The following is a 25,965-nucleotide window of genomic DNA, read 5'->3' on the forward strand; positions in this document are numbered from 1 at the left end:
CCTCGGTGGCGTTCTTCACCAGGTTGCCGAAGAGGCGGCGCAGTCCGTCGGGGTCCGCACGCAGCGACACCTCCTCACCGGGGTCCAGCACCACGGGCACCGGCGAAGTGCCCGCGTACAGCGCGCACACCTCCGCGAGCAGTGGACGCAGCGCGACGTCCTGGAAGCGGGGGGCCGGCAGGCGCGCGAAGGTGGAGAAGCTCTGGGTCATGCGCATGAGCAGGTCCACCTCCTCCTGGAGGAGCGCCACCGCATCGGCGAGGCGCGTCGGGTCTGGCAGGGTGCCGGCATCCTGCGGAGACAGACGCGCGAGCGACAGCCTCATTGCGGTCAGGGGGTTCTTCAGCTCGTGGGCGAGCGCCCGCGCCACGTCCTGCCACGCGGCGATCTGCTCGGCGGCCTTGAGGTGTTCGCGCTGGTCCAGCAGCTCCTGGCCCATGCGGTTGAACTGGCCCAGGAGGAACTGGAGTTCGTCACGAGCAGGCTCTGGGACGGGCAGGCGGACCGACAGGTCTCCGCGGGAGTAGGCCCGCATGCCTTCCAGGAGCGTGGCCATGGGGCGCGTGAGGACTCGGCCCAGGAGCACCGCGGATACGGCCAGCACGACGGCGGCGATAGCGCCCACCCCGGCGATGAACACGGGCACGCGGCGCACCAGGGCCCGCCGCGCCAGCTCCGCCTGCGCCAGGTTCAGCCGCGCCTCGTCGAGCGCATCGGGAGGCAGTCCCCGGCGGCTCAGCTCATCGGAGACGTTGTCGAGCACGGCCTCCACGGGCGCGATGGAGATGGAGAGCACGCGCTCCAGTACGCCCTGGGCGAGAGCACCCAGCAACGCCAATGGGATGAGGCCTGCGAGCAGCATCACCGCCAGCAGGCGTCGGCGGAAGCGGAACGGAGGCGGGGGAGGGCCCACGGATGGTGCACGGCTCATGGCGAGCTGTTCATATCGCGGGGAGTGCATCGTTCGCGCGGTTGGGGACTCATGATGGGATGTCACTACCGGCTCATGCAGGGCCGGATGTCGGAAATCCCCATGCGCCATTCCCTGATGTCGCTCGCGTTGGCTGTCGTCTTCCTGGTGGCCGGACCCGCTCAGGCCCGTGACTCGCTCCGCGAGCGCATCGACGCGTTCGTGCGCGCGGAGCAGAAGCGGCTGGGTGTGCCGGGGCTCGCCGTGGGGGTGGTGAGTCACGGCCGGGTGGTGCTCGCGAAGGGGTATGGCTTCGCGAACCTGGAGCACCAGGTCCCGGTGGGGACGGACACGCTCTTCCAGTCGGGGTCGGTGGGGAAGATGTTCACCGCGACGGCGCTGATGCTCCAGGTGGAGGCGGGGCGCGTGGCGTTGTCCGACAGCGTGACGAAGTACTTCCCGGATGCGCCCGCGACGTGGAAGCCCATCACGGTGCGCCACCTGCTGACGCACACGTCTGGCATCAAGGACCTGGAGGGGCTGCTCGACGAGCGCAAGGACTACACGGAGCAGGAGTTCGCGGAGTTCATCTACAAGCTGCCGCTGGAGTTCCCGGCGGGGCTGAGGTGGAACTACAGCAACTCCGGCTACGTGCTGCTGGGCCTCCTGGTGAACCGCGTCGCGGGCATGACGTATCAGGAGGTCCTGGGGCGCCAGGTCTTCAAGCCCGCGGGCATGAAGACAGCGCGAGGCATCAGCGAGGCGGATGTCATCCCGAACCGCGCGGCGGGCTACGAACTGGTGGGGGGCGTGGTGAAGAACCAGCAGTGGGTATCGCAGTCGTTGAACACGACGGGGGACGGCGCGCTCTACTTCTCGCTGAAGGACATGCTGGCCTGGGAGGAGGCGGTGGCGAAGCGGGCCCTCCTGACGCAGGACAGCTGGCGGGAGGTGTTGTCGCCAGTGAAGCTGAACAGCGGTGCCAGCCAGCCGTACGGCTTCGGCTGGGAGGTGCTGGAGCGCAACGGTCAGCCGCTGCACAGGCACACGGGATCGTGGCAGGGATTCCGGACGGCCTATTCACGCTTCCTGGGGGATGAGCTGTCCATCGTGGTGCTGGCGAACCTGGACAAGTCGAACCCGGCGCTGCTCGTGGAGGGCATCGCGGCCATCGTGAATCCGGCGCTCGCCGTGCCGCCGCTCAAGCCCATTCCGGACACGGAGCCGGAGGTGACGGCGAGGCTCACGGAGCTGCTGGAGAAGACGCGCCAGGGCGCCTGGGAGCCGTCGATGTTCGCCTACGTGCCGGCCAGGTACTTCGAGGAGGCAGGTCCGTACTTCCGGTCCGTGTTGCAGGGGCTTGGGGCCGCGGGGCCGCTGGTGCTGGCGAACCGTGAGACGCGAGGCGACGACCGCATCTACACGTACCTGGTGCAGTTCGGCGCCGCGACGTGGCGGTACCGCGTGGGGCTGACCCCTGACAACCGGGTGACTTTGCTCACCCTCCAGGTGAACTGACGCGGTGGGGTAGGCTCGGCGGGACAGCGCGTCTCGCCGAGGCGTGGTGGAGTTTCCAGTGCTGAAGCCGCATCATGTGCTCCTGTGCGTCTCGCTCCTTCAGGACGGAGGAGCCACACTCCCGCCTACTGTCGAAAAAGGCATCCAGTGGCCCGATGACCTTCAGCCCCTGGCAACCCTGGACGGGCCCGCGGTTCTTGCCGCGCACGCCGCGTTGCAGCGGGTCCTCTCCCGGTACCCCAAGGAGTACGCCAAGAGCTGCGCCTTCTCGGCGAAGGGGATGGAGGTCATCGTGGGCGAGGAGCGAGGGCTGTACTTCGTCCGCATCAACCCACGGCCCGACAAGTGCGGATGGGCACCCGGCACCGTGCTCGGGTTCGACGTGTTCGAACTGTACGCCGTCTCACCCGAGGGAAAGGTGTTGGCGCGGTATCCGTCCATGCCCTGAACGTGTGAATCAGGGCTGATAGGGATATCGCGTGATGTCTCCGTCTGGAGAGATCGCGTACAGCTCGAACCAGTCCGTTTCGAGGCCCGTGACACCTGGACCGAAGCCGGGGCACCTGTCCACGCGGCGATTGACGCGAGCGAAGTACCAGCCCGCCTCCTGACCGATGACGACTTCCAGTGCCTGGGCGGAAAAGGCGCACTGACCCGCGGACTCCTTCGGAAATCGCTTCAGCGCTTCTTCCAGGGCTGCATGCGCGGCCTGGATGGCGGGCCCTTCCAATGTCGCAAGCGGTTGCAGGTCATCCCCAGGCCAGGGAATGACAGCTGGCTCGACCGGCTTCGCAGGCTGCGCCCCAGCGCACGCGATGCCCAGCCCCGCGATGCCAATCCAGAAGAGTTGTCGCCGGAAAGAACCCATCCGGCACAAGCCTACTCAGAACTGCAGATACACGTACGGCCGGGTCTCCAGCGTGGACAGCTGGCGGATGCCCAACCCCAACAGCACCAGCACCACCGCTCTCGCGGGTGCGGGCATCTTGAGGAACACGAGCGCGGCCGTGTCGTAGAGCTTCATCGGCACCGCGTGCGCGAGGACCGCGATGGCCAGCATGCTCCACACCAACGGGCCTACGTTCGCCAGGCCTGGGATTCCCGCCAGCATCCGTGCGTAGAACTCACCCGCGTGCACCATGTCCGGCGCCCGGAACACCACGCGCGTCAGTACCACCAGCGTGAACGTGGCCAACATCCCGAACGCCACGCGCACCGGGCCGGGCTCCTGCTGCTTGCCCTTGAACCACCACCAGCACCGCACCCCGCACAACGCCACGCCGTGCACCGCGCCCCAGACCGCGAAGCGCCAGTCCGCCCCGTGCCACAGGCCTCCCAGCACCATCACCATCATCAGGTTGAAGCACACTCGCGGCTTCGACCGCCGGTTGCCGCCCAGCGGGATGTACAGGTAGTCCCGCAGCCATGACGACAGGCTCATGTGCCAGCGGTTCCAGAACTCGAACAGGTTCTTCGCCAGGTACGGCCTCGCGAAGTTCTCCGGGAACTTGAAGCCGAACAGCGACGCCACACCAATCGCGATGTCCGAGTACCCCGAGAAGTCGTAGTACAGCTCCAACGTGTACGCGACCGCCGCCACCGCGCACTCCGCCGACGAGTACGCGTGCGGACTGCCGAACACCGGATCCACGATGCCGCTGCCCAGCACGTCCGCGATGACCAGCTTCTTCACCAGCCCTACGGCGACGCGGAACAACGCCTTGTTCCCGTCGTCCGACGACAGCGTGGGCACTTCCCGGAAGTGCGCCATCAACTCCGACGCGCGGACAATCGGCCCGCTCAACACCCGCGGGAAGAACAACATGTAGAGCAGGTGCTCCACGAACGAGTGCTCGGAGCTCGCCTTCCCCCGGTACACGTCCACCGTGTAGCTGATGGCCTGGAACACGAAGAACGACAGGCCCACCGGCAGCAGGAAATGGAACGGCTCCGGTCGCACCTCCACGCCCCAGGGCCCCAAGAGCGACGACACCGTCCTGCGCAACAGCTCCAGGTACTTGAAGCCCGCCAGGAGCCCCAGGTTGGAGACGATGGACAGCACCACCAGCAGCTTGCGCAGCCCCGGCCGCTCCGTGCTCCCCATCCCCTTCACCAGCAGGTGATCCACCGTCACGCCGGCCAGGAAGATGAACAGCGGCACCAGCTTCACGACCAGCTCGCCCACGGGCATCCCGCCCACGAACGCGGTCAGCGGCACCTGCAGGAACGACACGTAGACCATCAGGCTGGCCGCCAGCAGCAACAGCATCCGCGGCCAGTAATGCCGGTGCACCGCCCAGTAGAGCGCGAACACCACGATGACGAAGACGACGTACTGGAGGCTGTGGGACAGCACGGCTCAGGGCGCTCCCGCGGCGGAGGCTGTCGGCTCGCCGCCCTTCTTCGTGGACTCGTACGCCGCCATCAGGTCCTTCACGAACGCGTTCGCCAGCACCGCGTAACCCTGCGCCGTCAGGTGCACCCCGTCCGCGTGGCCCAGCGGCTCCGACTGGCGCTGCCAGCGCTGCATGGAGCGCTCACCGCCCATCGCCGCTCGCGCGGACCAGTACGCACACCCGGCGTCCTTCGCCACCTGCGGCAACGTGTTCAGCACCTTCGCCAGCGACGGCGCCTCGTCCCACTGGCCGTTCGCTTCCTGCTGGAGCCGGTCCGTGGGGCCGATGACCAGGCACTCCGCGCCCGTCGCCTTGCGCATGCGTGCAATCAACGCCGCGTAGTCCTGGCGCAGCCCGTTCGCGTCCAACCCCGGCAGCTCCGCCTCGTTGGTGCCGTACCAGAACACCAGCAGGTCCGGCCGGCGCGCGGTCAGCTGCGCGTCCATCGCCGGTGCATCCATGTCCCGCGCCGTGAAGGCCGTGGCCCCGGGCAACCCGAGCGCGTCGTACACCAGCCCCGGCACGTCGTACTCCAGCGACGCGCCCAGCACCGTCGCGCTCCCGCCACCCTCCGGCACCTTCACCTGGACCGAGTGCGCCACGCCCGTCACCGGGAACGAACGGATGCGCACCGTCGGCTGCGTCAGCGGCTCCGGCGGCGGTGCTTCCGGAGGAATTTCTTCACCGTCCACCGTGATTTCAGGCGCCGCGGCCCCCGGCGCGTCCAGCGCGTACAGGTCCAGCCGGCCCTGGCGGTTCTTTTCCTCCGCGCAGCCTTCGCAGAAGGAGATGCCCAGGCTCGCGCCGGGCGCTCCCACCGCGCGGATGCCGGTGAGCCCCCAGATGCTTCCGGAGACGCCTCCAGGCGTGCTCTTCGCGTCCTCCACCGTCCACGCACCGTCCAGCGTGCGCGTCACGCGCGCCCCCTCCAGCCGGGAGGACGGCTTGCCCGCCGCGATGAAGCCCCGGCCCGCGTCACCGAAGCGCTTCGTCAGCGCGTCGCGGACCTTGTCGGAGAAGTAGTGCGCCGCCGTGTGCGACGCGCCCAACTGCGCGATGCCCACTCGCAGCTTCGCGCCGGACTCCCGGCGTGCCAGTGATTCGAACGTGCGGCGCAGCGAAGGGGCCGCGTTCTGCAGGCCGGTCGTGTCCGTGCCCGGCACTCGCGGCGGATGCGTGCGCGCGAAGGCCCGCTGCAACGCCAGGTCGAACAGGTGGCCCAGCAGGTTGGAGCCGCGCACGCGCGGGTGCACCAGGTCCTCCAGCATCAGGCCGGACTCCAGCCACTTGAGCGCGGAGCCCTCGCCGCCCATCGCCGCCAGCGTGTCGTAGAAGGCGCAGCCTCCCGCGCGCGCCTCCTCGCGGAACACCTCCGACACCTCCGCCGAGTGCCGGCGGGTGATCAGCTCGCCGCTCAGCGTGCGCACGCCCGCGTCGATGGGCGACATGACGAGGCACGCCGCGTCCGGCACCGACGTGCGAACGCGCGACACCAGCTCCTTCATCTGCGAGCGGACCTCGTCCAGCGTGGTGCGGTCGCGCGAGAGGAAGAACGCCTCGTTGCCGCCCACCATCAACACCACCAGCGACGGCTTGCGGTGCTTGAGCTGCGCACGGAACGCCTGGGGCTGCGCGCGCAGGTACACCTCCGCCATGCCGCCCAACAGGCCCACCGTGTCGTAGACGACGCCCGGCGTGCCCGACTCCACCGACACGCCGTGCAGCTCCGTCTTGCCGCTCGTGGTGAGCGTCAGCGTCTTGGCGCCTTCTGGAATCTTGAGCCGCGCGAAGGCCGCTTCCGCCTTGGATCCGAACGCGCGCGTCTGGATTCGCTGCGTGTTCTTTCCGTCCACCGCCACCTGCACGGAGCCGTTGGCGGGCTGGGCCAGGAAGAACAGCTCCGCCTCGCGCGCGCCCTCCACGGAGTAGCGCGTGGACTGCGCGGGGCCGCTCGTGGAGAAGGCCACGCCCGTCCAGCCCACGCGGTCCTTGGGCCAGTGCGTGTCCACCAGCCGCTCCATCTTCCATCCATCCGTGCTCGCGGTGCCCGCGCGCGTGGCGCGGCCTGCGCTCGCCAGCCGGTGGATGTAGAGGAAGCCCGGACCGCCCGAACCGAAGCGCTCCTGGAGCCGGTCGCGCACCACGTCCGTGACGTAGTCGGAGGCGATCAGCGAATCGCCCAGGTGCACCACCCGCACCGGCGTGCGCCGCGCGTCCGCGCGCAAATCTCCCAGCGCCTTCATGAACGGCGCCAGGCCGTCCTCTTCACACGTTCCGTCCGCGCGCGTCTTCCGGCAGTTGAGCTCGATGTCCACGTGCTTCGCGCCCATGCGCTCGCGCAGCGCTTCCAGCTCCAGCGCGGTCGCCAGCGTGGGGGCGCTCAGCTCCTCCAGCCCGATGCCGGGCACGGCCGGGGCTTCCCCCACCTGCGGGCCCGCCTTCGGATCCGTGTCGTTGGCGGCGGTGTCCGCTTCCGCGACCGCGGTGGGCGGAGCGTCCGGGACCATGGTGTCCGAGGGCGGGCGCGGAGCCTTCACGCCGCGCAGGGACGCGGGCAGCACGAGCGCCGCCAGCTTGGGCCCGAGCGAACCTTCCTGACGGAGGCTGGGGAGGGGGCGGAACTTCTCCGGCAATGGCGCCAGGGACAACCCCACCGCCAGCAGCACGGTGAAGGCCAGCGTCCATCCGGTGGATGTGGGCTTGAGGCTCAACGCCGGGGCATGAGACTGGCTTTTTGGGGACGGGTCAAAACTCTGCCCACATTGTCGCGCCCCATCCCTCGGAGGGTAGGCGGCCGGGCCCCCTTCCTCCGCTGGCGCGACGCGCTATGGTGCGCCGCCGTGCGCGCCAGGCCATGGGCCGGCGTGCGCCCCTAGGAGCTCGCACCCGTATATGGCCCTCTACCCCGTCATCATGGCCGGAGGCTCCGGCACCCGCTTCTGGCCGCTGTCCCGCCAGGCCCGTCCGAAGCAGTTCCTCCCGCTGGCCTCCAAGCAGCCGCTGCTCACCGACACCGCCCAGCGCCTCAAGGGCCTGGCGCCGGTGAAGAACACCTTCATCGTGTGCGGCCCCGTGCACGCGAAGACGGCGCTGAAGCTGGTGAAGGGGCTGCCCAAGGGCAACCTCCTGGTGGAGCCCGTGGCGCGCAACACCGCGCCTGCCATCGCGCTCGCCGCGCTCCAGGTGGCCGCGCGCGACCCGAAGGGCGTGCTCGCGGTGCTGCCGTCGGATCACCACGTCGCGGACGTGAAGGGCTTCCAGCGCACGCTCGCGGAAGCGGCGCGCATCGCGGAAGGGGGCCACATCGTCACGCTGGGCATCAAGCCCGCGCGCCCGGAGACGGGCTACGGCTACATCCAGGTCGGTGCCGCGCTGGACGGCGGCGGCCGCCGCGTGAAGGCGTTCAAGGAGAAGCCCGACCTCAAGACGGCGCAGGAGTACCTGGCCAGCGGCGACTACCTTTGGAACGGCGGCATCTTCGTCTTCCGCGCGGACGTGATGCTGGAGGCCTTCCAGAAGCACATGCCGGAGATGCAGAAGGGCCTGGACGCGCTCCAGAAGGCCGCGGGCAAGCGCACCTTCCCGGCCGTGCTCAAGCGCGTGTTCCCCAAGCTGCCCTCCATCTCCATCGACTACGGCGTGATGGAGAAGGCGGAGAACATCGCGGTGCTGGACGGCGACTTCGGCTGGTCCGACGTGGGCTCCTTCGCCGCCATCCCCGAAGTGCGCCCCGCCGACGCGCAGGGCAACGTCGTCTCCGGCGACGCGGTGCTGGTGGACTGCACCAACTGCGTGGTGCTGTCCGACAAGCGCACGCTGTCCGTCGTGGGCATGCACGACGTGGTGGTGGTGGACTCCGGTGACGCCGTGCTCGTGGTCCCCAAGGACAAGAGCCAGGACGTCCGCAAGGTCGTCGAGGCCCTCAAGGCCCGGAAGCGCACCAAGCTGCTGTAGGCCTGGAGGCGACTTCGCCTCCTGTTTCACCCCACACATTTCTTCCTGGGGCTCCCTGTCGTTTCTACAGGGGGCCCTGGTTCGTTTTGCGGGGTTTGCTGGCACTCGCGGGTGTTGGAGTGTCGCGGTCCGGACGAAAGCGGGCCCCGGGCACGAGGCGCGCGGGTTGCAAGTCCATCCCGGGTCCGCCCCATTTCCGGGGCGACAGGCGGGGATGGCGATGGGCTGCAAGCGCTGCGTGGGCGAACACCGGGATGGGGAGGCGTGCCCCGTCGCTGCCCGGCCTCTGGTGTCGGGGGATTCGCTGGAGGGTCAGCGGCACGGGCCGCTGATGCTGAAGCGCCGGCTGGAGGTGGGCGCGGTGGCGTCGGTGTACCTGGCGGAGTACGTGCCCACCGGGCACCGCTTCTCCGTGAAGGTGCTGCACGCGCACCTGGCGGCCCGTCCCGCCGTGCGCGCGAGGTTCATCGCGGAGGCGCTGGCGCAGCGCAACGTCGTGCACCGCCACGTGGCGCGCGTGCTGGACGTACGCCCTGGTCCGCAAGGTCTGCCCTGCGTGCTGCTGGAGGCGCCGGAGGGCGAGTCGCTCAGCGCGATGCCCCTGCCGCTGTCTCCGGCCGAGGTGGGCGAGGTGTTGGATCAGGCGCTCGCGGGGCTGGAGGCGGCGCACGCGCGGGGGCTCGTGCATGGGGACCTCACGCTGGATTCGATGTTCATCACGCGCGACGCGAAGGGCGAGCGGCGCGTGCGGGTGCGGGACTTCGGCGCGGGCGCGGTGCGGGAAGCGGCGCTGTCGCCGGAGGAGCGCACGCAGGGCGTGACGGTGGGCTCGCCCACGTTCATGGCGCCCGAGCAGTGCGAGGGGATGAACCGGAGCCCTCGCGCGGATGTGCATGCGATGGGCGTGGCGGGCTACCTGCTGGTGACGGGCCGGCTGCCGTTCGGCTTGGGGCGCTCCGCGGATGTGACGCTGTTCCCGCCGCACGCCATCAACCCGAACGTGCCGCCCGCGCTGTCCACCGTGCTGTTGCGCGCGCTGGCCGCGAAGCCGGAGGAGCGGTTCGACAGCGCGTGGGCCTTCCGCGCCGCGCTCGCGGAGGCGCTGGGCCGGAAGGCGCCGGTGCGCAACGCGTTCGCGGATGCTCCCGAGGATGTGTCCGATGCGGTGGAGGTGGTCGCCACGACGAAGGAGCCTGCCGAGACGCACGACGCGGCGGACGACTTCGACATCGTCGAGGACGTGCCCGAATGGGGCATGGCCGCCTCGTCCGTGGAGGATGCGGCGTTGCGCGCGGCGCATGGCGTGCCGTCCAACGCCCGCCCCGGTGAGGGGGACATGCGCGCGGAGGTGGCCGCGTTCTGGGCTTCCGCCGTGGCGCTGCTGGGGTCCGCTGAACCGGAGCCGCCGGCCGAGGGCTTCGTGCCCAACGCGCCGGCCAAGACGATGAAGCTCGGCATCGTTACGCTGAACTCCCTTCAGGCAGCCGCGCCCATCCTGCTGGTGGATCCGGCCTCGCCCCTGGATGTCACGGCGCAGCCTGCGATGAACCCCACGTCCACGCTGGGCGCCGCGGCCATCCCGTTCATGACCCTGGCGCCGTCGCTGGAGCCCGTGTCCATTCTGTCGCCTCCGCCCATTCCGTTGGTGGACGTCGTCCATGACGACGCGCCCATTCCGCTGGTGAACGCCCTGCCGCCCCTGGAGGCCTCCGCGCCCCGCACGGACGCGCCCGCCGACCTGCGCGTGCGCCTGGGCCTGAAGCCGGGCGAAGTCCTCCAGTCCGTCTCCGTGAGCGACGTCGCCCCCGAAGGTCTCTTCGCCGAGTGCCAGGGCTCACTGCCCCCGCTCGCCGCGCGGCTGACAGTGGAGGTGTCCTTCCGGGGTGAGACGGCCCTGGGCGCCTGTGACGTCGTCCGCCACGTCACCTTCGACGAGGCGCGCACCTGGAACGTGCCTGCGGGCGTCTTCGTCCACTTCTCCGACGAGTTCCCCGCGCTGGGCCGGCTGCTCTCCCGCGCCCTCATGGAGGACGCGGAGCCCGCGCCCGATGGGGAGCTTGCCCGCATGCTGTCCCGCGCGGAGGCCGTCGCCCGGGACCCCTACACGCTGCTGGGCGCGAAGCACGACGCCGACTTTGGCGACATCCACCGCCGCGCCCAGGCCGCCCTGCGCCGCCTGCTCGCCTTCCAGCACCGTCCGGTGCCCACCGTGCAGCGCCAGGCCCTGGATGCCCTGCGCGTGCGCGTGCTGGCCGCGCAGCGGATGCTCGGCGATCCGCTCTCCCGCGTGGGCTACGACGCCACCCGGGGCAACGTGGGCGGCCTTGCCCGCTGCGTCGCCGCGGGCGTCCCGGAGCCCACCATGGAGGCCCTGCGCAGCGCCTTCCTCGCCGCCCGGCCGGAGGTGGAGAAGAAGGCCCGTGCGCTCTTCACCCAGGGGCATGCGTTGGAGGTCCAACGGGCTGTCCCGGCCGCGCTGGAGCGCTACGCGGAGGCCCTCAAGATGGACCCGCTGAACACGTCCTGGCTGAAGCACTACCAGTCGCTGCTGCGGCGGGTACCAGTAGGCGCCGGGGCCCAGGCCCCAGGGGCCATGGTCTGATGGGGGCCATCAGCCCCTGCCGGGGGTAGGTTCCGCCCTCCCAGGGGGGCCGGGCGTTCAACAGTCAGCCGGGCTCGTTCGGGTGTGTGCAGCCCCCGGGCCCGCTCGTGTAGTGTCCGACGCCTTCCGCTACGCCCTCCCGGTTCCTGTCGAGGGTGGGGACACTGCCATGAACGCGCACATCTTCCGCGAGTACGACATCCGAGGCCTGGTGGACAAGGACCTCACCATCGAGGTGGTGGAGCTCCTGGGCCTGGGCCTGGGCACCATGATCCGCCGCAAGGGCGGCACCTCCATCGCGGTGGGCCGCGACTGCCGCGAGTCCTCCACGCGCTTCCGCGACGCGCTCGCGAAGGGCCTCACCGCTACCGGCCTGGACGTCTACGACGTGGGCGTGGTCCCGACGCCGCTGACCTACTTCGCGGCGAACACGCTGCCCGTGGACGGCCTGGCGATGATCACCGGCAGCCACAACCCGAAGGAGTTCAACGGCTTCAAGATTGGCGCCGGCAAGACGACCTTCCACGGCCCTGAAATCAAGGAGCTGCGCCGCCTCATCGAGGCCAAGGACTTCGCGACCTCGAACAAGCCCGGCAAGGTCACGCCCTTCGACATCATCACGCCCTACAACCACTTCATCCGTCAGACGGTGAAGGTGGGCCGCAAGGGGATGAAGATCGTCATCGACGCGGGCAACGGCACGGGCGGCGCCATCGCGGTGCCCCTGTTCGAGAGCATGGGCTTCGACGTGGTGCCCCTGTTCTGCGAGATGGACGCGGACTTCCCCAACCACCACCCGGACCCCACGGTGGTGGAGAACCTCCAGGACCTCATCAAGAAGGTGAAGGAAGTGAAGGCGGAGGTGGGCATCGCGTACGACGGCGACAGCGACCGCATCGGCGTCATCGACGACCAGGGCAACGTGCTCTGGGGTGATCAGCTGATGGTGCTCTTCAGCCGCTACGTGCTGAAGGAGTCCCCGGGCGCGGCCATCATCGGCGAGGTGAAGTGCAGCTACACGATGTACGACGACATCGCGAAGCACGGCGGCAGGCCCATCATGTGGAAGGCGGGCCACTCGCTCATCAAGTCGAAGATGAAGGAGGAGCACGCGGAGCTGGCCGGCGAGATGAGCGGCCACATCTTCTTCAAGCACCGCTACTTCGGCTTCGACGACGCGGTGTACGCGTCCGCGCGCCTGCTGGAGATTCTGACGCACGAGAAGCAGTCCATGTCGCAGCTGCTCTCCGACGTGCCGAAGACCTTCGCCAGCCCCGAGCTGCGCTTCGACACGACGGAGGAGAAGAAGTTCGCCATGGTGAAGCGCGCCACGGAGATCCTGCGTGACGCGGGCCACAAGGTGGTGGACGTGGACGGCGTGCGCGTGACGTTCGAGGACGGCTGGGGCCTCATCCGCGCGTCGAACACGCAGCCCATCCTGGTGCTGCGCTACGAGGCCAGCACGGAGGCCCGCGTGAAGGAGATCCAGGCGCTCATCGAGAAGACGGTCGCCCAGGCGCAGAAGGAAGTCGGCGCCTGAGCCTTTCGCGCTCCACGCGAAGCACACGCACGTAAGGGAGGGAGCTGGACATGCCGACGCTGGGAATCGACCTGGGCGGGACGTTCGCCCGGGCCGCGGTGGTGGATGGGAAGGGTGAAATCCTCGCGAGCGCCAAGGTCGCGGTGCAGGACCGCAAGCCGCAGGGCGTGGTGGAGACCATCGCCCAGGCGGCGGAAGAGGCGGTGAAGCAGTCCGGCGTGAAGGTGGACGGCTGCGGCGTGGGCGCGGCGGGGCAGATCCACAAGGACACGGGCGTCATCTCCGTGGCGCCCAACCTGGGCTGGCGCGACGTGCCGCTGGCGGCGATGTTGACGAAGCGGCTGGGCTTCGACGTGAAGGTGGTGAACGACCTGTCCGCGGCGGCGTGGGGCGAGCTGCACGCGGGCGCGGGTCGTGGCGCCCAGGACATCCTGGTGGTGTTCGTGGGCTCCGGCGTGGGCAGCGCCATCATCGCGGATGGGCGGCTGGTGCAGGGCGGCGGCGGCGTGGCGGGCGAGCTGGGCCACATCAAGGTGGTGCCCGGCGGCCGGCTGTGCGGCTGCGGTGAGCACGGCTGCCTGGAGGCGTACGCGGGCGGCCACAACCTCATCGCGCAGACGAATGAGCTGCTGTCGTCCGGCGGCTCGCCCGTGCTGGAGCAGCTGACCAACGGCGACCCGTACACCATCACCCCGGTGACGCTGGAGACGGCGGCGGAGGCGGGTGACGCGAAGGCCAGGGAGATCCACGCCCGTGCGGCGCAATTCCTGGCGGTCGCGGTGGCCAACTACGTGACGGTGCTCAACCCGTCGCGTCTGGTGCTGGGCGGCGGCGTGCTGACGCACTGCCCGGGCATCAAGCGGCTGGTGCTGGACGGCGTGCAGCAGTGGGCGTCTCGCGTGTCGCGCGAGGGCCTGCTCATCGCCGACGCGGAGCTCGGCGATGACAGCGGCATCATCGGCGCGGCGCTGCTGGTGAAGTGAGGCTTCTGGCGCGGGTGGAGCCTGCTCCCCCGCGCCATGCAGGTCCCGTCAGGGCGCTCGCGGCGCGAAGCCGCTGCCATGCGATGCGGCTTGCGCCACGCATGGCTGTTCCGCGGCGGGAAGGACGCCGGAGCGCTACGGCTGCTTCGGCGCTGGCGCCGCGCTCGTGAAGACGAGCTTCGCGATGCGCCCCTCTTCACCCACGGCCCAGGCGGTGTCCTGCTTGCGCGGCGGCGTGGACACGGCGTGGAAGCCGGTGGAGTCCAGCGGCTCCCAAGTCCTGCCCGTGTCCTTCGACACGTCCGAGCCCGTGGGCCCCACGGTGATGAGCCACATCTTCTTCTCGGGCGTGAACGGGGCCACGCAGGAGCGATAGCCCCCGGGCGGCGTGCCCGGCACGGTCCACTTGCGCTTGCCTGCATCCAGCGTGAGCGCCGCGTTGCCGGTGGCCACCTCCGGCTGCTTGTAGTTGCCGCCCACCGCGACGCCCGCCATGGAGCTCCAGAAGTAGAGCGAGAACACGCCCGCGCCTTCACCCGTGGCCAGCGGCGTGGGCGCGATGCCCCAGGTCTTGCCCCGGTCCGCCGAGTGCAGCACGCGCGCGATGGAGCCCCCCAGCCCGAACCAGACGTGGGACTTGCCGTACACCGCGATGCTCGTGCCGCTGGCGGCGAAGCCCGCTTCACCCTCGAGCGCGGCCGGCAGTGCCCCTTGCGGCACGGGCTTCCACGTCGCGCCGCCGTCCTCCGTGGTGATGACGACGAAGTGCCTTTCCACCGGGTCGCTGAACGCGATGCCGTGCTGTTCGTCCCAGAAGGCCATGCCGTTGAAGAAGGCCCCGGGCACGGTGTTGGTGAACTGGAGCGTCCAGTGCGCGCCGCCGTCCGTCGTCTTGTAGATGCGCGACTTGTCACCCGCGCCAATGGACAGCACGTAGGCGGTGCGGTCGCTGAAGGCATCCACGTCGCGGAAGTCCAACCCGTCCGCATCCGGCACGGGGGCTCGCGTCCACGTCTTGCCACCATCCGTGGTGCGCACGACGGTGCCCTTGTCGCCGCTGGCCCACGCGACGCGGTTGTCCACCGCGCTCACGCCGCGCAGCCGCACCGTCGTCCCGCTCGCCTGCGGCTCCCACTTCATGTCCGCGCTCCCCAGCGCCAGCCACGTCGCCAGCCACACCGCTCCCATCGTCATGCGCCGCTGCCTCCCGCGTGTCCGTCCGCGAGGGCAGGAGTCTAGAGCGCCTCTCACAAGTTCTGATACCAACCGGAGGCATTCACCCAGGACAAGAACTAGCAGGGAAAAACCTCTGAGGGATCGACACCCCGCACAGTGGCGTGGTGTCCTGTGGACCTTGGAGGGAGTGATGCAACGATGGCCCAAACAGCAGACGGCGCTGGTCAACCTGCGGATGGCGTCGCCTAGCGTGGACGCGGCCGTGATGATGCCAAAGGGGCTGAAGTCCCGGAATGATAGCTCCTCCGTGAGCTCGGACAAAGGCTACGACACGGCGGACTTTGTCGTCGACTGTTGGCGCATGGGTGTCACGCCGCACATTGCTAAGACGATGGACGTACAACGTCGCTTTGCCATCGACCGGCGAACGACAAGTCCCGCTGGCTACGCCCTCAGTCAGCGGGCACGGACGCGAATCGACGAGGTCTGAGGCTGAATGAATACAGTGGGATGTTCCTGCAGAGACGCGTTTCAACGGCAGGGGGCGGACGGAATTAGCGGCGTATTTGGTGGGCGCCGCGTACAACCTGGTGCGGATGCCACGGCTGTGTCTGCTGCATAGACGCTATTCGCCTGTCGCCTCCTCCCGAAGACAAGGTTGAGATTGACGCTAACGAGAGGCTTAGCATTGTTTCTATAAATTATATTTCATCGATGACCTGCTGGCTTGTCGGAACACTTCCCGTTTTTTTTGAGGTTGCATGTCTAGTCCCTTGCCAAGAAACGGTCTGAGATTCCTCTTTCCTGACTCAAATGGGCGGCCTTTTCGGCCTACCCTCTGTTGGATCAAGCCTGAGGACGGGGGCATGGATAATTGGTCTCTGATGCTGTCGCCTCCCACGGGGCAAGAGCAGGTGGCCATCGTCGACGACCTGAAGTCTTGGGTGCTCTCTAACAAAAAGACTAATATAGAGACGCGCATCCTGGCCTTCAGCCCGGCAGCAAAAGGCGAGATTCCTTACAGGAAGTACCATCGCGAGGAGGTCCTAAAGCGGTATCTTCGGGACGTCACCTCAAGCCTTCCGAAGGAGAAGAAGAACGGTCCGTTCTGGCTTCTCATGCCGTCGATCGCCGATGACAAGCTCCGGAAGCGATATCGCACGTTATTGGAAGAGGCCGTCCCTGGCTCCTATGTTCTTCCCGAACCAGAGATGGTCATTGAGTACTTCAGGCTCGTGCGCCGAGAACTCACCCTCAGGCGCGACCGCACCGGCATTTTTCTAGTCATCGATGCGGGAGCGGCGACGTGCAATTTCACTTTCGTAATGACGCGCAAGGACGACAAAGTCGTTGACTCAGCGGAGGGCCGTCAGCGTGCGGGACGGCTGCGCGCGGTACGGGGGGATGCAGCACTAATCTCCGGCCGATGGGTGGACAAATCCATTCTTGGCCTCTTCGGGGTTGACCTTGATCAGGTTGATCCCATTCTTCGGCGGGATCTACGCGCAACCGCTGAGCAGGCAAAGGTGCAGGTTTCGGAATCTGGGAAGCCTGTAAAAATGAATCACCAAGTTTTTCCTCCTGAATCCGAACTTACTGTCAGTCATCTCGAAGGCCTCTCCAAGGAACTCTGGACGGAATTGGCAGAGGTGTACTTGGGGGTCGCCAAGCGATTCCTAGAGCAGATCCAGGACACGCAGTACTCCCAGGAGCAATTCGACCCGATCCTGCGCGAACGTAAGGTGACTGGCGAGCGCGATGTCCAGCATCTTGTGGACGCAGTGCTTTTGGCAGGCGGGACGAGTCAGTTGCCTGGCTTCGAGCAAGCCATGAGGGAGACGGTGTTCCCAGATGCGAAGGGCTTGAACGTTCTACGAGTTGGCTCTCAGTATCCCGTTGCCGCCGCCGTCGGCGCGCTCGCGCACATTCTGCATCAACAGTACGAGCCACGCCGTCTGCAAGGACCGTCGAGTTCTCCCTCAAATCTTGCGACAAGTGCTTTGGAGAGCACGCTCCCGACGGATCTTTTCTTTGAGTGGAAATACAAGGGAGACGACGAAAAGCTTTCACCAGTCCTTGTCTTGAGCCGGGACGAGCCTTTCGCTGACAAGGGCGGGACGCGCCCCATTGACCTGCCTAGGTTTGAACGAGACGAGGAACTTACCGCCCGACTAGTACCCAGCGTCGCAAAAAGCCAGCGCAAGGGATATAAGCCGACGTCTCTAAAGGTCCGGAAAGCGCCAGGTCGCATTAGTCTCAAGTGGGATGCCGTAACTCGTGAAGCGCATATCACCTCTCAGGAGGTGAGCAGGGCGGGGGAACTGTTTTTCAACATGAACCGTCTTGTTGACAATGCCCCACCTCACGACGACCTCTCAAAGGTAGAGATTCCTCCGGATATGCTCATGGCTGCCGCAGCGCCGGACATCGTAATCGACGTGGGCATGTCGAAAACAGTAGTTGTGACTGCTCAGCGCGGATTGTTCTCGGTTCAAACGCTGCTTGAGCCCGTCAATTCATCTACTTCAGTACAAGTGGGCGCGGCGCATATGATACCTGCGGGTGCCCAGGTGTCGTTACGCCCAAAGCAGTCAGAGATAGACATCCAAGTATCCGAACGCCCATCTGACTATGCGCGCAAGGTAGACGAGGAGGTACGGGCGGAGCGCTCTCTTGCTACGAGCGGGAGTGAAGTGTCACCGGGACATGTGGCTACGCCTGGCGGTGGTGGTGCTCCTGTGGAGTCCACCCTGAATCCCGAGACCTCTGTTGGGGACTTTGGAGTTCGTCTCGAGCATGTCATTGGAGAGATAGGGATCGCAGGTATCAAGCACGTCAGTGCGGATCTTACCATGTTGCTGCTTGCGCTCGCGGTTCGGCCATTCGTGCTTCTTGCGGGGCCTCCTGGCAGCGGGAAGTCGACGCTGGTCCGCATCGCGGCCAGACTGCTAAATACCGAGGTAGAGAAAAGCTTCTTCGAGATCGCCGTCCAGCCTCACTGGCGCAAAGGGGACGATCTGCCCGAGTTGGCTAGCTTAAGTTTTCAAGAACAGCTATCGGCACCGGTCCGGATGTTTCTCTTCGATGAAGTCAACTTGGCCCGCCCCGAGCATTATCTGATGCCGTTCTTCCAGTTGCTTGATGCCTTCGCAAGGCAATCGTCGCGAGGGCGGATGCTGGCTTGCGGTACGCTAAACATTGATGACACGTCGAGGCCTCCTTCCCCCAAGATTATCGATCGGTGCTTCATGGTCGAGATCGATGCTTCCGCCATCGGTCCCCAACCCGACCTATCGCTGCTGCTGTCGGAAATCGGAGAGCTGCCCGTAGTCTCGCTACCAGTCACGCCCAAATTGGTTGACGGGAACTACCCCAGATTGTGGGAGTCTGTGAGAGAGGTAATCAAGGTTATCCACGATACCGTGCATGACCGTAACTTGAGGCAGGATCTACTGCCGTCGCGCCGGGTGCTGAACGACGTAGCGGCGCTGCTCCACCTGCATGACAAAACAGGCATTCCGAAGGGCCTGCTTCCAGAGGACGAGCTAGTGGACCGCGCACTAGCTGGGCGCATGTTGGTGAAGCTGTCGGGGGCGGCAGAACAGGTCGAACCACTGGTTGATGCTCTAGAGCAGCACTTCAAGTCTTCGCCGTACAAGCGTTGTTACAGACGGATCGCTCTGGCCCGTGCACAGCTTCAACAGCTGGGGTTCGTGTCGCCGTGGCAGTGATGGATATCCTACAAGTGGCTATGAGCAACCTCGGCAGCGATGGCCAGACACTGAGCTTCCGGAGCTTCGAAAAGGAGGCGGTCTATCAACTCGATGATCACCATCCAAGGTTGCTCATAGGCGTGAATGGCAAGCACCTACCCAAGGTCGACGGCGATAGTTCGGGTTTTATTGACTGGGAGACTGACCATGAGGGTTTACCCGCCGACCTCTCCTGGATGTACTGGTGCCCTATTGGCACGAAGAAGACGAAGGAAAAGGGCTTCTCCGCTGAGCGCCGCTTCGGGTACTACGAAGCGACTGTAACGGGCTCCTGGCAAGGGAGTCTGCGCTGCTATCTCTGGCCAGCCAAGCTGTTTGACCGGGTGCAGTTATCGGAGATGATCCGTGACATCGCTAGTGCATTTGGTCGGCCAGTCATATGGGAGCAGACCAGCGCGCCTGTGCGGGCCTATGTTACGGCGACGCCTGGAGGCCGAATCGAAACGAGGACACTGATTGAGTCCGCTAAAGCGGAGTTGCGTGCGGTCGAGCAGCTTCAGCACATGCGGATGCTGGGCGTCCACGAGGCTTTTTCCGATTGGGGTGAGGAGAACTGGATTCCCGGAGTCGACACGCCTGAGGTGCGGCTGGTGGCATTATGGGCTCTGCGCCGGCTTCAGCATTTGACGAGCTACCGGCAATGGCTTGACAGGGCTTGCGCAAGCCACCGAGCTGCCCTGCAAGATTACGTCGGAAACAAGAAGAAGGAAGCGGAGCACCAGGATGGTCTGAAGAACGCCAGCGATGATCTAACTCAGGCTGGCATCCTATCAGCGAAGATTCGGGGTGTTGCTGATCGTTATTCTGGCATTCGTGCGGGCTTCGAACTAGTGCCATCGATGCAGCGTGACCATCGGCTCAGGCGACTGCTGTCCGCTTTTGCTACGGCGACTCAAGAATGGATTACCGAGAGGCAGACGCAACTGTCCACTCTGCCCCCGTTAAAGGCTCCCGCAATTTTTGAGTTATGGGGAGCGGTGAAGCTCGTCGAGTCATTGAGGGCGCTGGGTTGGAGCATCGGGCCCCCACAATTCCCATGTGCGGCGGAGAATTGGGGGCGCTTGAGCGACGATAACTGTTGGTGGCTTGGCACGAAGGAGGATGAGCGGATTCGGCTCGACTTCAGGCCGCGCCCCCTTCGCGCTGACACAGCGGCCATCCCTCCGCTTCATGAACGCATTGATGACGCATGGGATTGGAGCGCCCGACGCTTGCCACCAGACTTTCTAGGGTTGTTCTCCCTTGAACCGCGGACTCCGGACTATGCGTTGCGCTGGTGGTCGGAAGGCGGGCGCGCATCCCTAGCGATTGGAGATGCCTCTCTAGCTGATCCGGAGTATCAGGAGGAGGAGAAGCTCAATAAGACGGCCAAATACAGGCACGAGGTCGCCTGGAGGTTTTCCGAGAGTCGCTTGGTCTCATGTGCTCCCGCTGGTGTCTTCCTCTTGTTTCCAGGCCCCGCCGATCGTTGGCCGAATGCGGTTCATTCTTGGGCCGCGCAACGCGACTGCTACCTGCTTTGTCCCACGCCGGCCGCCAGCCTCACCGACTTCACTGCCCGGGTGGACAGCCTGCTCCAAAGCCTGAGACGCAGCCGACTTTGACTGATTAGGTGTTGAACTGAGTTCGATCAGCCAGGCCGCACCAGCTGCTCTGCGGGAGCTGTCAATCTTCGCCTCGGATAATCTCGGTTTGCGACGATTATTCGAGCTTCGCATGTGCTCGCAGAGTCCAACTTGCAAGCCCGCTTTCGGCCAAGTTGGAACCTGTGATGGCATCTTGGGTGGGCCGTAAAGCGCCCTGGCAAAGCACTTCAGGATGCTCTGACGCAGAGCACGCCGGATAGCTGTTGATGGGTCGCGCTAGGATTGCCTAACTACTGCACTCGTGCTCTGCCGCTTGAGGTTCGATACGTGAGTGTGGAGGGCTTGCTACGGCACGTTGCTCAGAGCCATCAGCGAGCAGGATTGATTGGACTCCTTGCTTGGTATCGGCCCCTCGGTAAATCGTTATGAGATGTGTTCTGGCAAACTGTCAGCGCCGCTCGGCGGTGCTCGCGGCGTCGGGCAGCGAGGTGTCCTCGGGGACGAAGGCGATGCGGCACTTGTCCAGGTCGGGGCCGCAGGCGCGGTCCAGGTCGCCGCGCGTGTCGCAGCCCGGGCGCTCCTCGCAGGTGTCCGGCAGGAAGGCCCAGACGAACTGGAGCACGTTGCCGCCACGGCCCTCCGGCAGCGCGTTGAGGAAGTCCTGCTTCCGGTCCTCGAACAGGTGCGCCAGCCGCACGGTCTTGTCCTCCAGCTTCACGTTCCGCGCATCCCCCACGTACTGGCGGCTGGCGTCGTTGAGCTGGGCGTCCAGGAACTCCGGCTGATAGGGGGCGCCGTCCAGCCGGGGCCCGCCGCGCGTCCCCCGGAAGAGGGCGAAGTGCACGCGCGGGTCGGCGTACTCGCCCAGGAGGATGCGCTGCTCCAGGGCGTACAGCGTCAGCCGCTCGCCGCCCACCGGCCACGTGCGGCCCCAGTAGAAGCGGCCGAACCAGGACGCCTCCACTCCGGCCGGGTAGCGCTCCACGAGCTGCAGGAGCACCAGCGCGTTGTACGCGTTGATCCAATACGCCAGCCCGTCCTCGGGCGACGGGAAGAGCTCCGGCTTCCGGTGCGGCGACACCGCCGCGAGCGACGCGACGAAGCGCTCCAGCACCGCGCGGTCACGTCGGAGGCCCTCGAAGTCCAGGTCCCCGCTGGGGCGCACGTGGCTCAGCGCCTGCGCGTAGTCCGTGTAGCTGAAGGGCCCGGCCGCCGGAGGCACTGGCGCCGGCAGTGTGCCGCGCACGTACAGCCATGCCCCCGTGGCGAGCGCCACCAGCACGGCCATGGTCGCCACGGCGAACCAGCGCGCACGGCGGCGGGGAGGGATGGGAGCATTCACGGCCGGGCAGTCTATGCCACCCACCTGGGTCCGCAGCGACAGACCGCTATACTGCGCGTGCCATGGAGCCTACCCCCGACGTCGTCAGGCATTTCCATCCGGTGCTCCCCTCCCGTCAGCTCCGCCGCCAGCCCGTCCGCGTGGAGCTTGCGGGCCACGCCTACGCGCTCTTCCGGGACGCCTCCGGCAAGGCCGCGGCGCTGTCGGACGCGTGTCCGCACCGCTTCGCGCCGCTGTCGAAGGGCCTCGTGACGAAGGAGGGCCAGCTCCAGTGCCCGTACCATGGCTGGCGCTTCGACTCGAAAGGCCACGGCACCAACCCCAGCCAGCCGGAGCTGCGCCACTGCGAGGCGAAGAGCTTCCAGGTGGTGGAGCGCCACGGCTACCTCTGGCTCGCGCACGCGGACACGCCCGAGTCCGCGATGCCGGAGCTGGCCAGCGGGGACTACGTCTTCGGTGGGACGTTCTCCACGCTGTTCCAGGCGCCGCTGCACGTGGCGCTCGACAACTTCAGCGAGGACGAGCACACGCCCTTCGTCCACACCCGGCTGGGGTGGAGCGGCTCGCAGGCGGGCGCGGTGGAGTTCGAGGCGCACAACCACGACGACCACACGGAGGTGCACTACCGCGCCCCGCAGCGGCCCGCGCCCATCATGCGCCTGCTCGCGGTGGGCAAGGGGGACTTCTTCCGCAATGACTGGGTGACGCGCTTCGACCCGGTGCGCAGCGTCTACACCGTCAGCTGGATCCAGCCCTCGGGAGCGCCGCGCCCCTTCATCACGCAGGCGCACATCTTCTTCGTGCCGGAGACGGTGCGCACCACGCGCCTGCACGTCTTCTCCTTCTTGCGCACGACGGTGCCCGCGCTGAGGCCCCTGCTGCCGGTGGCGGCGAAGGCCGCGCTGGGACTCACCTGGTGGGAGGTGCGCGATGACGCGCGCTTCATCCCCACCGTGGCGGACACGCCCTACAGCCACAAGGGCATGCGGCTGGACAAGTACGACAAGCCGCTCGTGCACCAGCGCAAGCTCATGGAGCGCATCTACTACGCGCACCCGCCTGAGCCGGCGCTGCCCCAGGTCCGCGACGCCACCGGCACCTGAACCGAGGGCCGCCGTGGCATCGCGAGGACCGGTGGGACACGCGGGTCCTCAGTGCATGGGCGCGGGCTCTTCGTAGGCGGGCACCGTCTCGCCGGTGCGGGCCTCGTAGGCGTTGCAGCCGCTGTTGCCGGAGACCACGAGCGCGAACTGCTGGAGCTCCGGCTGATTGCAGCTCTGCGTCGCGTCTTCGCCCGGCTCATCGCTGTTGCCCGCGAAGAACCGACAGTTCTTGCAGTTGCCCCAGGATTCATCCGCCATGGTTCCCTCCTCGTGGAACGGGTCCTACAGAGGAGGGTGGGGCCGGTGATGGACCCCCACAACGAAGCACCTGCTTCCCGCCCGGGAGGGCAGGGGACCCGGCGCCCTGAAGCGGGCGCCGGGAATCGCACGTCACACCGCGCCTACTGCTGGGGCGCGGGCTGCTGCGGAGCCGGCTGCTCCTGGGCAGGCTGCTGAGACTTCGGCGCGCCCGCGCCGGGCTCCGCGCCCAGGGCGGCCGCGTCCTTCTTCACCGAACCGGACTCGAAGGAGCCCAGCGAGTTGAGCAGGCGCAGCGCGGCGAGCGACGCCTGGAGGCGCTCGGACACGAAGCCCACTTCCGCGTTGGTGAGCGCGGTGTTGGCGTCCGCGACTTCCAGGTAGGTGGCGACGCCCGCCTTGAAGCTCACGTCCGTCAGGCGGTTGGACTCGCGCGCCAGCTCCAGGGCCTCCTCGGCCTTGGAGCGGTTGGCCAGCGCGTTCTCCAGGTCCAGCTTGGAGCGACGCACCTCTTCCTTCACGCGGGCCTGCGCCAGCACCTGGGTGACGGTGGCTTCACGCACGCGCGACGACGCCTCGGAGAGGTTCGCCTCACGCAGGCCGCCGTCGAACAGCGTCCAGCTGGCGCCGAAGGTGATGGCCCAGGTCTCGTTCTGGCCGGTGAAGCCCGCCGCGTTCGCGATGCGGTAGGCGCCCGTCACGCCCAGCGTGGGCAGGTAGCTCAGGATGACGCCCGTCTTGTTGATGCGGCTGAGCTTCAGGCCCACTTCCGCGGCCTGCACGTCCGAGCGCTCCTGGATGGCCTGGTTGACCAGGTCGTCCGGCGACGCCTGCGCGGGCACCGTCGGCTCCGGCGGCGGGGCCAGGTCGAACTCCGGCTCGCGCTGGATGAGCGTGCCCAGCGCCAGCTTCAGGCCCGCGAGCGCGTTCTTCGCGCGCACCAGGTCCTGCTCCGCGCGCGAACGGTCCAGCTGGGCGCGCAGCAGCGCCACGCGCGTCACCGTGCCCGCGTCGAACCGGGCCTGGGTGTCCTTCTCCCGCGCCTGGTTCAGCTCCAGCAGCCGCTCCTGCGCGCGCAGGGCTTCCTGCTGCGCCGCGGCGCCGTAGTACGCCTGCGCCACGCCGAAGAGCACCTGCCGGCGCGCCGTCTGCGTGTTGAGCTCCGCCAGCTGCACGGACTTGTAGGAGGCCGCGATGCCCGCCCACAGCTGCGGCGCGATGATGGCCTGCCGCGCCTCCAGCTGCGCACCCTTCTGGATGAGCGGCTGGATGGTGATGTCCACCGGAGCGATGGGGCCTGCCGGGATGATGGCCGCCACGTTGTTGCGCGTGATGGAGGCCCCAGCGGTGATGGTGGGCAGGTAGCCCGACCAGGCCTTGCGCGTCGCGAGCGATGCCTGCTCGAAGCGCTCCTGGGCGATTTTCAAATCGAGGTTCTGCTGGCGGGCGGACTCCAGTGCCTCATCCAGCGTCAGTACGGGCGCCGCTGCCAGGGTGGCCGACAGGGACAGCGCCAGAAAGGTACTCATACCGCTTCGACCTCCTCACCGACCCGCGGGAGCGCGAGGCGGATCCGTCCAATGGACGACTGCGTTGCGTCCTCTACCCGACCCCAGAGCCTCGTGAAAGTACTCCGCACTGTCGGATGTTGGAATATGCGGAATGTAGTAGCGGTCAATGGTTGATGATGTCAATTGTTTATGTGCGTCCGATGACTTAACGTAACTTCACTATGAACGGCTTCAGCGACGGTCCTAGCGAGCAGGTGATGCGCCGGTCGACGGCCACCACCGACCTGTCGGAGGGTGGGAGTGGGCTGCCGGAGCAGGCGTGGACGCTCCTCTTCGAGCTGCTGCACACGCACATGCGCAACTTCCCCGCGCTGGCGGCGGAGTTCGAGCTGTCTCCCGTGCAGGCGCACGTGTTGAGGCAGCTGGGCGAGGGAGCGCTCGCCATGAGCACGCTCGCCAACTACCTGTCGTGTGACGCTTCCAACGTGACGGGGCTGGTGGACCGGCTGGAGGCGCGCGGGCTGGTGGAGCGCAAGAGCAGCGAGCAGGACCGCCGCGTGAAGATGCTGGTGCTGACGGAGGCCGGCGCGGAGCTGCGCGGCCGGCTGATGGCGCGGCTGAGCTCGCCGCCGCCCCTCATCGCCGCGATGCCGGACGAGGACCTGGCGGCGCTGCGCGACATCATGCGCCGCGCGCTCAAGACGCAGTAGGCGCATCGCCCCGGAGCCACGGCTCAGGCCGAAGCTTCCGGGGCGCGTGCCTTCAGTCCAGCAGGAAGGTGTACGAGTACTTCATCTCCGTGGCCACCGCTTCGCCGCCCTTGATGGCCGGCTTGAAGCGGAAGCGGCGGATGGCGTCACGCGCGGCCTCGTTGAGGCCGTAGCCGGGCCCGGAGATGACCTTCACGTTACTCACCTTGCCCTCCGCGTCGATGGTGATGGAGAGCGTGACGGTGCCCTCGATGCCCGCGCGGCGCGCCTCGTCCGGGTAGGGAATCTTCACCTCGGACGCGACGGAGGGCTCCGTGTCCACCTGGTACACGGGCACGTACTTGGGCGCGGAGTAGCCCTTCACGTCCTGGGGCGCCTTCGCGGTGCCGTTGGCCTTGCCGTAGGCGGTGTTGCCCACGGGCGCGGCGAAGGAGCCCGCGCTGGTGGTGGACGACATGGTCATGCCCACCACCAACGGCGGCGGCTTCGCGGACGGCTCCGGCGGCGGCGTGTCATTGGGCGGCGGCGGGGCCTCCGTCGGGGGCGGCGGCTTGGGCGCCTCCGCGACCTTGATGGGCGGCGGTTTCACCTTCACCTTCGGGG

General features: G+C 67.2%; 19 protein-coding genes. 10 read left to right on the plus strand and 9 right to left on the minus strand.

The window, feature by feature from the left end:
• Positions 1–931 (minus strand): histidine kinase dimerization/phospho-acceptor domain-containing protein (locus D7Y15_RS30845; RefSeq protein ID WP_233605147.1); only part of this gene is annotated, 931 nt, incomplete at its 3' end.
• A 102-nt stretch (positions 932–1,033) separates the two neighbouring features.
• On the opposite strand from D7Y15_RS30845, the gene D7Y15_RS30850 reads away from it, so the two are divergent.
• Together D7Y15_RS30850 and D7Y15_RS30855 are read left to right on the plus strand one after the other, a co-directional pair.
• Positions 1,034–2,428: a serine hydrolase gene (locus D7Y15_RS30850; protein ID WP_121754822.1), complete on the plus strand. Its 1,395-nt coding sequence runs from the start codon at positions 1,034–1,036 to the stop codon at positions 2,426–2,428.
• Between the two features lie 58 nt (positions 2,429–2,486).
• Positions 2,487–2,876: a hypothetical protein gene (locus D7Y15_RS30855; RefSeq protein ID WP_233605148.1), complete on the plus strand. Its 390-nt coding sequence runs from the start codon at positions 2,487–2,489 to the stop codon at positions 2,874–2,876.
• A 9-nt stretch (positions 2,877–2,885) separates the two neighbouring features.
• On the opposite strand, the gene D7Y15_RS30860 is transcribed toward D7Y15_RS30855, so the two are convergent.
• Genes D7Y15_RS30860 through D7Y15_RS30870 form a run of 3 tightly spaced genes read right to left on the minus strand, consistent with a single transcriptional unit; the run spans position 2,886 to position 7,535 of the window.
• Entirely contained in the window at positions 2,886–3,296 is a 411-nt protein-coding gene (locus tag D7Y15_RS30860) for a hypothetical protein (RefSeq protein ID WP_233605149.1), read from the minus strand.
• A 15-nt stretch (positions 3,297–3,311) separates the two neighbouring features.
• On the minus strand, positions 3,312–4,784 hold the full coding sequence (locus tag D7Y15_RS30865) for an MBOAT family protein (protein ID WP_121754811.1): 1,473 nt from the start codon (positions 4,782–4,784) through the stop codon (positions 3,312–3,314).
• A gap of 3 nt (positions 4,785–4,787) precedes the next feature.
• Positions 4,788–7,535: a GDSL-type esterase/lipase family protein gene (locus D7Y15_RS30870; protein WP_121754812.1), complete on the minus strand. Its 2,748-nt coding sequence runs from the start codon at positions 7,533–7,535 to the stop codon at positions 4,788–4,790.
• A 181-nt stretch (positions 7,536–7,716) separates the two neighbouring features.
• Here D7Y15_RS30870 and D7Y15_RS30875 point away from each other — a divergent pair, with 181 nt between their 5' ends.
• From D7Y15_RS30875 to D7Y15_RS30890, 4 genes are all read left to right on the plus strand, one after another.
• On the plus strand, positions 7,717–8,778 hold the full coding sequence (locus D7Y15_RS30875) for a mannose-1-phosphate guanylyltransferase (protein WP_121754813.1): 1,062 nt from the start codon (positions 7,717–7,719) through the stop codon (positions 8,776–8,778).
• 220 nt (positions 8,779–8,998) lie between these two features.
• Positions 8,999–11,380 (plus strand): serine/threonine-protein kinase, encoded by a 2,382-nt coding sequence (locus D7Y15_RS46005; protein WP_233605150.1) that lies wholly within the window; start codon positions 8,999–9,001, stop codon positions 11,378–11,380.
• 169 nt (positions 11,381–11,549) lie between these two features.
• Positions 11,550–12,920, plus strand: a complete 1,371-nt coding sequence (locus tag D7Y15_RS30885) for a phosphomannomutase/phosphoglucomutase (protein ID WP_121754814.1) — start codon at positions 11,550–11,552, stop codon at positions 12,918–12,920.
• 50 nt (positions 12,921–12,970) lie between these two features.
• On the plus strand, positions 12,971–13,903 hold the full coding sequence (locus D7Y15_RS30890) for an ROK family protein (protein WP_121754815.1): 933 nt from the start codon (positions 12,971–12,973) through the stop codon (positions 13,901–13,903).
• Positions 13,904–14,038: 135 nt separating this feature from the next.
• Here D7Y15_RS30890 and D7Y15_RS30895 read toward each other — a convergent pair whose 3' ends face one another.
• Entirely contained in the window at positions 14,039–15,097 is a 1,059-nt protein-coding gene (locus D7Y15_RS30895; protein ID WP_121754816.1) for a YCF48-related protein, read from the minus strand.
• Positions 15,098–15,993: 896 nt separating this feature from the next.
• Here D7Y15_RS30895 and D7Y15_RS44330 point away from each other — a divergent pair.
• On the plus strand, positions 15,994–18,810 hold the full coding sequence (locus D7Y15_RS44330) for a hypothetical protein (protein WP_148712909.1): 2,817 nt from the start codon (positions 15,994–15,996) through the stop codon (positions 18,808–18,810).
• 20 nt (positions 18,811–18,830) lie between these two features.
• Positions 18,831–20,456 carry a hypothetical protein gene (locus tag D7Y15_RS44335; RefSeq protein ID WP_148712910.1) on the plus strand — a complete coding sequence of 542 codons (1,626 nt, stop codon included), beginning with the start codon at positions 18,831–18,833 and terminating at the stop codon, positions 20,454–20,456.
• Positions 20,457–20,886: 430 nt separating this feature from the next.
• On the opposite strand, the gene D7Y15_RS30910 is transcribed toward D7Y15_RS44335, so the two are convergent.
• A complete protein-coding gene (locus D7Y15_RS30910) occupies positions 20,887–21,780 on the minus strand; it encodes a DUF547 domain-containing protein (RefSeq protein WP_233605151.1) in 894 nt (297 codons plus the stop codon).
• A 101-nt stretch (positions 21,781–21,881) separates the two neighbouring features.
• Here D7Y15_RS30910 and D7Y15_RS30915 point away from each other — a divergent pair, with 101 nt between their 5' ends.
• A complete protein-coding gene (locus D7Y15_RS30915; RefSeq protein ID WP_233605152.1) occupies positions 21,882–22,883 on the plus strand; it encodes a Rieske 2Fe-2S domain-containing protein in 1,002 nt (333 codons plus the stop codon).
• Positions 22,884–22,931: 48 nt separating this feature from the next.
• Here the strand turns inward: D7Y15_RS30915 and D7Y15_RS30920 are convergent, their stop codons facing one another.
• The gene (locus D7Y15_RS30920) at positions 22,932–23,141 is read right to left on the minus strand and encodes a hypothetical protein (RefSeq protein ID WP_121754820.1); all 210 of its coding nucleotides are present in this window, start codon (positions 23,139–23,141) and stop codon (positions 22,932–22,934) included.
• Positions 23,142–23,284: 143 nt separating this feature from the next.
• Positions 23,285–24,670, minus strand: a complete 1,386-nt coding sequence (locus D7Y15_RS30925) for a TolC family protein (protein WP_120578415.1) — start codon at positions 24,668–24,670, stop codon at positions 23,285–23,287.
• Between the two features lie 239 nt (positions 24,671–24,909).
• On the opposite strand from D7Y15_RS30925, the gene D7Y15_RS30930 reads away from it, so the two are divergent.
• Positions 24,910–25,362: a MarR family winged helix-turn-helix transcriptional regulator gene (locus tag D7Y15_RS30930; RefSeq protein WP_233605153.1), complete on the plus strand. Its 453-nt coding sequence runs from the start codon at positions 24,910–24,912 to the stop codon at positions 25,360–25,362.
• A 52-nt stretch (positions 25,363–25,414) separates the two neighbouring features.
• Here D7Y15_RS30930 and D7Y15_RS30935 read toward each other — a convergent pair.
• Positions 25,415–25,965: energy transducer TonB (locus D7Y15_RS30935; protein WP_148712911.1), on the minus strand; the 551-nt coding region annotated here is incomplete at its 5' end.

The organism is Corallococcus sp. AB030 (genome assembly GCF_003668965.1).
In the GTDB taxonomy this organism is placed as follows: domain Bacteria; phylum Myxococcota; class Myxococcia; order Myxococcales; family Myxococcaceae; genus Corallococcus; species Corallococcus exiguus.